General features: G+C 32.1%; 8 protein-coding genes and 1 pseudogene. All 9 read left to right on the top strand.

Features of this window, described 5'->3' with window-relative positions; all coding sequences use genetic code 11:
* Positions 1-111: 111 nt before the first annotated feature.
* Positions 112-681 (top strand): annotated as a pseudogene (locus tag H6A27_RS13785) (PcfJ domain-containing protein); the annotation flags it as partial.
* Positions 682-695: 14 nt separating this feature from the next.
* Positions 696-932, top strand: a complete 237-nt coding sequence (locus H6A27_RS13780) for a DUF7258 domain-containing protein (RefSeq protein ID WP_204509099.1) — start codon at positions 696-698, stop codon at positions 930-932.
* A 159-nt stretch (positions 933-1,091) separates the two neighbouring features.
* Positions 1,092-1,754, top strand: coding sequence for a helix-turn-helix domain-containing protein (locus tag H6A27_RS13775; RefSeq protein ID WP_204509098.1), 663 nt, complete (start codon positions 1,092-1,094; stop codon positions 1,752-1,754).
* 3 nt (positions 1,755-1,757) lie between these two features.
* Positions 1,758-2,972, top strand: a complete 1,215-nt coding sequence (locus H6A27_RS13770) for a hypothetical protein (RefSeq protein ID WP_204509097.1) — start codon at positions 1,758-1,760, stop codon at positions 2,970-2,972.
* A gap of 23 nt (positions 2,973-2,995) precedes the next feature.
* Positions 2,996-3,520: a hypothetical protein gene (locus H6A27_RS13765; protein WP_204509096.1), complete on the top strand. Its 525-nt coding sequence runs from the start codon at positions 2,996-2,998 to the stop codon at positions 3,518-3,520.
* Positions 3,521-3,718: 198 nt separating this feature from the next.
* The gene (locus tag H6A27_RS13760) at positions 3,719-4,138 is read left to right on the top strand and encodes a hypothetical protein (protein ID WP_204509095.1); all 420 of its coding nucleotides are present in this window, start codon (positions 3,719-3,721) and stop codon (positions 4,136-4,138) included.
* 11 nt (positions 4,139-4,149) lie between these two features.
* Positions 4,150-4,440, top strand: coding sequence for a hypothetical protein (locus H6A27_RS13755; protein WP_204509094.1), 291 nt, complete (start codon positions 4,150-4,152; stop codon positions 4,438-4,440).
* 124 nt (positions 4,441-4,564) lie between these two features.
* The gene (locus tag H6A27_RS13750) at positions 4,565-4,927 is read left to right on the top strand and encodes a hypothetical protein (RefSeq protein WP_204509093.1); all 363 of its coding nucleotides are present in this window, start codon (positions 4,565-4,567) and stop codon (positions 4,925-4,927) included.
* A complete protein-coding gene (gene tnpB / locus H6A27_RS13745) occupies positions 4,921-5,253 on the top strand; it encodes an IS66 family insertion sequence element accessory protein TnpB (RefSeq protein ID WP_148330882.1) in 333 nt (110 codons plus the stop codon). The genes H6A27_RS13750 and tnpB overlap by 7 nt, the downstream gene beginning before the upstream one ends.
* The last annotated feature ends 166 nt before the right edge of the window (positions 5,254-5,419 follow it).

Below are 5,419 nucleotides of genomic sequence, written 5' to 3'. Positions count from 1 at the left end.
AGCAGATGAGGACACGCTGATGCGTCAGCTTATCGAAAACAACAAGAGGCTGGAAGCACTACAGGCATATGCACAAACTGCCTAAAATCTAAATCAGAAACTTGAGTAAATGAATATTGGACAGCCCTAAAAATATGTATCCGTAATGGTTATGAAATCACCAATCCTTCTGAATGGTGTGATTATATCAGACTACTGAAACACTTTGGAATGGACATTCACAATTCCAAATACGTTTGTCCAAAAGATATTGTTTCCGAACATGACAAGTTGGTCAAAAGAAGGAATGATGAAATCAGACGAGAAGATAATGAACGCAAAAAGGCTCAAGCTATTGAAAATGAAAGGATATATAAGGAACAAAAGGGTAAGTTCTTCGGTATTTCATTTACGGACGGCATAATTCAAGTACACGTTTTGAGCAGTGTCCATGATTTTATTGAGGAAGCTGAGATAATGCACCATTGTGTATTTTCAAATTCCTACTATCTGAAAGAAAATTCTTTGATACTATCGGCTACCATTGAAGGTAAACGCATTGAAACTATTGAGGTTTCATTGAAAACTTTAAAGGTTGTACAAAGTCGAGGTGTATGTAATAAGAATACCGAATACCATGAGCAAATAATAAACTTGGTAAATCAGAATATGGGAATGATACAGAAATGTTTGGTCGCTTAACGGATATATGAGATATGAAAACTACAGAAATAAATCAGAGTATAATTGGAAAAAGGTGTGAATGTATGTTCACTGGTATGATGGCTAAAGGTATCATCACGGAAATTGAAGATTGTAAATATTCAGTGAACGTAAAAGTTGTATTTGACTCCCCACAGCAGTGGGGAGATGATATGTATGAATACGATTGGACATGGGGAAGAAAATCCGATGAGTTCGGACCTCTTAAATATCTCAAGTTAATAGAATGAAGGTGGGCGGAATTTCCGCCCACTACTTTTTACAGTGAGCTTCAGTCGGCGCAAAAAGTAGCAAAAATCCTTTTATTAAATAATATTAACTATATAAATATTTGCAAATATCGTAATACGATATATATTTGCGGTATAAAAAATAAAACATAATATATAATGATACATGATATAATAGCAGATAAACTTAAAATGAGTGGTATGACACAAGCAAACCTGGCTCGTTTGATTGAAACGTCACCTACTCAATTGGGAAACTATCTCAAAGGCCAGGGGTCCTTGACTGAGAAATCATTGAATAAGTGTTTTGATATTCTTGAAATTAATATTGAACGATATAGAAACATTTATCAAGTGGCTCAAGACGCATCAGAAACTTTAAAAAAGAAAGGTTGTGATTTTGAAGAAGTTATACGGATGAATAAAATGGAATTAGTAAGAATAACGGGTATTGAACAAATAAAACAATTTGTAGATGTATATTCAGAAGAGGAATATGAAGATATTATAAAATATAACATCATAGATTACCAATCAACTTTTCCATATTTTAAAACCCTGGTTGTATATTTTATGAATACGGGAGAAAAAATTACTACAAAAAGTAATGCAACAACTTGGACATTATTGTTTGGAACTCTTGCTTTAAGTACTGTAGTTGCTGGTCCAGTTGGTTTGCTTGCTTCTGGGATACGTGCAGGTATTTCTGCTGCTATTGGTGCAGTTGGAGGAGTTGCATTATCTAGCATTCTTAAAGAAGATAGACCACTGGAATCTTTTAAAGAGTTAAGTAGAAAAATAATTAAAAATTTTAAATATTGATTTATGGAAGATGGCAAGAAAAAGAGTTTAATGGCTATCATAGCGTTAGCTACTCTTGGATTAATTGAATTTACTCGCGAAAAACTCCGAGATAAAGGACAGAAAGCATTACAAAAGAAAGTTGATGAAACTCAACCTAAGCCAATAACTAAATATAATGATGAAATTACAATAAAAACTGTAATGATTGAGTCAATAGACTCTTTAGATTTAGAGAAGAATTATAAAGAGGTTGTAATGGATGAAGCAGAAATTAACAATTGGAAATCATTGATTTGTAATACAAGTAGTGAGATTATAAGAACTAGTATTATTAATGGATCATTTTCTGGTTTACTTAAATGTGATATTCCATTATCAGAATTGGCTAAATCTAAAACGGATTCATCTCTTATGAGAGGGTTTGTTACATCCAATGGAAAAATTTCACAACAAGCGAACTTTCAAGAAGTTGGATTTAGTCAGTTAGCACCTTCTATGATTTTTAATTGCTTATCGATTCTAACCTCACAATATTATTTGAAGGGCATTTGGAATGAGTTAGATAAAATAAATAAACAGAATAGAAAAATAGAAAATCATATAATAAATGGAAGTTGGGCTTCTTTAGGAAGTAATTATGATATATTAAAAGAAATTAATAATAAAACAACATATTATGACACTGATTTTATGCTTGCACATAGTGCAGCCAAAGAAATATCTAAAGAATTAAAAAAATATCAAGAAAATTTAAATGGAAATTTTAGTCTTAATGTAGAATCAAATTTGACAGATTTCAAAGAAGCAGAAAGTAAGATAATGGAATTAGAGAGAAGTAATTTTTTTATATATTTTAATATTGTAATGGGTGCTGAAATGTTAAATTATATAGCAACAATTATTTTGTTAAAAATAGCTCATTTTCTCAATAAAACAGAAGATGCAAGTAACTTTTCTGATAGGGTTAAACTTAGTTCATGGAATTTTTATTTATCAAAATTTTGTGAGGTTAAACATGACGTGCTCACTTATTTAGAGTATGAATCGGAAAGTTCACTTTTTTATAAAAATAAAATTAATAAGCTTAAAGATGAATGTGAAACTATGTTTCAGCAGACAGAGAGACTGATTAATGATACTTATTCGGTGATTAGCCAGCCAATGACTAATTATCTATATATAGATACCAATGGTAATATGAAGAAGTATGTAAAGGATGTGGACGTTTGGGAATAATACACTTTAAAAATAGTAGCAGTATGGTAAATATTCAAAACTTTTATATTCTGAAAGAATCAGGTTTTATAGAGACATATAAATATATACATAGTGCCTTGGATTATTACTATAATGATCCAAAGATATGTTGTAGGCTATTTAGGGACGTTTTGGAGTCTTTATTAACTGATATTTATTGTATTATAGGTGAGACCAAGCCCGAAAAGAATAATGATGCGATTGAAAATCTGTATATCCATCTAGTAGAATATGTAAATGATTGTGATAATATATTATCGTCACTTAACAGGCTAAGGTGTGTAACTAATCAATATAATCATATTAATATAAATCGTAATGTTCAAAAGGATAGATTAATTTGTTATCAAGAGTCACTTAATATATCCAGATGGATTGTTGATTTTTGTATGAATTATTCTAAATATAAAGAAGAAATAAATGAAGATAATAATAAATTTTTGAAGAGATGTTTCTATGCTTTATCTGGCTTTGCTGTAATATATACTGTATTTACTACTTTGAAAAATTTAAATGATGATAAGTAAGTCGTAGATACATCTACAGAAAAATGAGTATCCCGTCATTGAAGATGTTTCAATGGCGGGTTTCATTTTCTTATAATAGTATGCAACATAAATTCTTGAGTCTTAATATAAATTTAGGTCATTTTTCTTTATTAATTGCCATTAAAGTATGTGCAAGCTGTCCATATCTTTGTAGTGCTTAACAAAAGATATGTAAATATGAAGAAAGTTTTATCTATTATTGTATTGCTCTTAAATATAGCATCAATTGATGCACAAATAAGGCACGAAACATTTAAAAATGTTTTTGTAACCAATGCTGCATTTGCAGGAATAAGTGGAGATGAAGCATTAAAGCATATTCAACAGGTGACATCTGATGGTTCAACAATTTCCATCGATGAACAAAAGAGTATGATAAATATTAAAGTACACTTTCCTAAGAAAACAGATGTCTTAAAAATTGAAGATGTTAGTGAGGATGATAACTACACGATCTACTCATGCGTAGGAACTGAAAATCAAGGTGAAGCTTCAGTCTTGATATACAAAAACAAAGATTGCATTATGGTAGGTTTCGCAAGTGCAATTTTCATTTTTACAGATATGGATAAAAGAGAGATATTAGGGTTATATTAAAAATTACAAAAATGAAAGGTAAAATAAAATTTGTATGTCGATTAATAAAGGTTGATGATGGCTCGAACTATAATGATACTGACAAAAATCAAGGTATAATAAAAACATATACTTTTGCTGTGCTATATAATAAAAAAAGAGTAGGTATTGACGAACAGGAAATAAGAAACCGATATGGTGGAAATATTATTACAAATTCTACAATAAGCCGATTAAATAAAGAACTTCGTAACAAAGAAATAGAGTTTCAAAAAATAGAAGATTATTATAGTTTAAAAGAACCATTAACAGTTTACTTGTAAATGCAGTGTTGCAATGTAAGAAGCCGTCATTTTGGCGGCTTTTATTGTAAGCTTCCAAAATTGGCGTATTGACTAGCATGTCTCTTTCCCATACCTTCGTGCTAAACTTAAAACTTGAAAGATTATGTTTAGCGAAAAAGTTTTTGAAAGACTGTGGTTCCTCTACAAGACCGAGGGCGAACCCAATGGAGTTTCCATCAACTCGTTCTGCATCAGCAACAATATTCCATACACGGCATTCTATGACTGGTTCAAGAAGACACAGAAGAAGGTTGTACCTGTAGAAGTGGAAGGTATTCCTGAAGAGTTGCTCCAAAGCGACAATACACATGAGGATGTTGCTAAAGACAAGCCCAAACGTACATCTCCCCATAAAGGAAGCATCATGGTAACGATAAGAACCCGTGAGGGCTTGTGCATACAGAAGAAAGGCTTAGACTATCAGGGGCTGAAAACACTGGTGGAGAAATTGGAGGGTTTATGCTGAGCATCAACGGCCTTCACAACTTCTACTACCTTCCTGAGCTTCACGACATGAGATGCAAGGCTCAGCGTATATGTGAGATAATCCGCGGCAGGTACCACCGTGATCCGTTAAACGGCGATGTTTACATGTTCATGTCTAAAGACCAGCGCAAGGTTCGTATGATACACTATGAGCGCAATGCCTACTACCTTCATGAGAAGTCCTTCATCAAGGGCTATAAGTTCATGAAAATAGAGCGTAAGGACGATGTGACAGTATATAAAATAGACTGGAAAGACCTGGTCACGATACTTGAAACTCCGGTAATAACGAGCATAAGAATTTAATGATATAACTCTGAATATCAGCAATAAAAGTTCTCTAAATATTTGTGTATCTCACTGAAAATGAGTATCTTTACATAAAATTGTGCGACAAGAAGTCGTACAAGTAATTGTTCAGCATGATGTCTGAACCTGTTGTTCCGTCAACAGTAGCCTAAAGAGGCGTGCT

The sequence above is a fragment of the Bacteroides caecigallinarum genome, assembly GCF_016902295.1.
Lineage (GTDB): Bacteria > Bacteroidota > Bacteroidia > Bacteroidales > Bacteroidaceae > Phocaeicola > Phocaeicola caecigallinarum_A.
The sequence above is the reverse complement of the archived record's forward strand: the minus strand, read 5'-3'. Positions and strand labels throughout refer to the sequence as shown.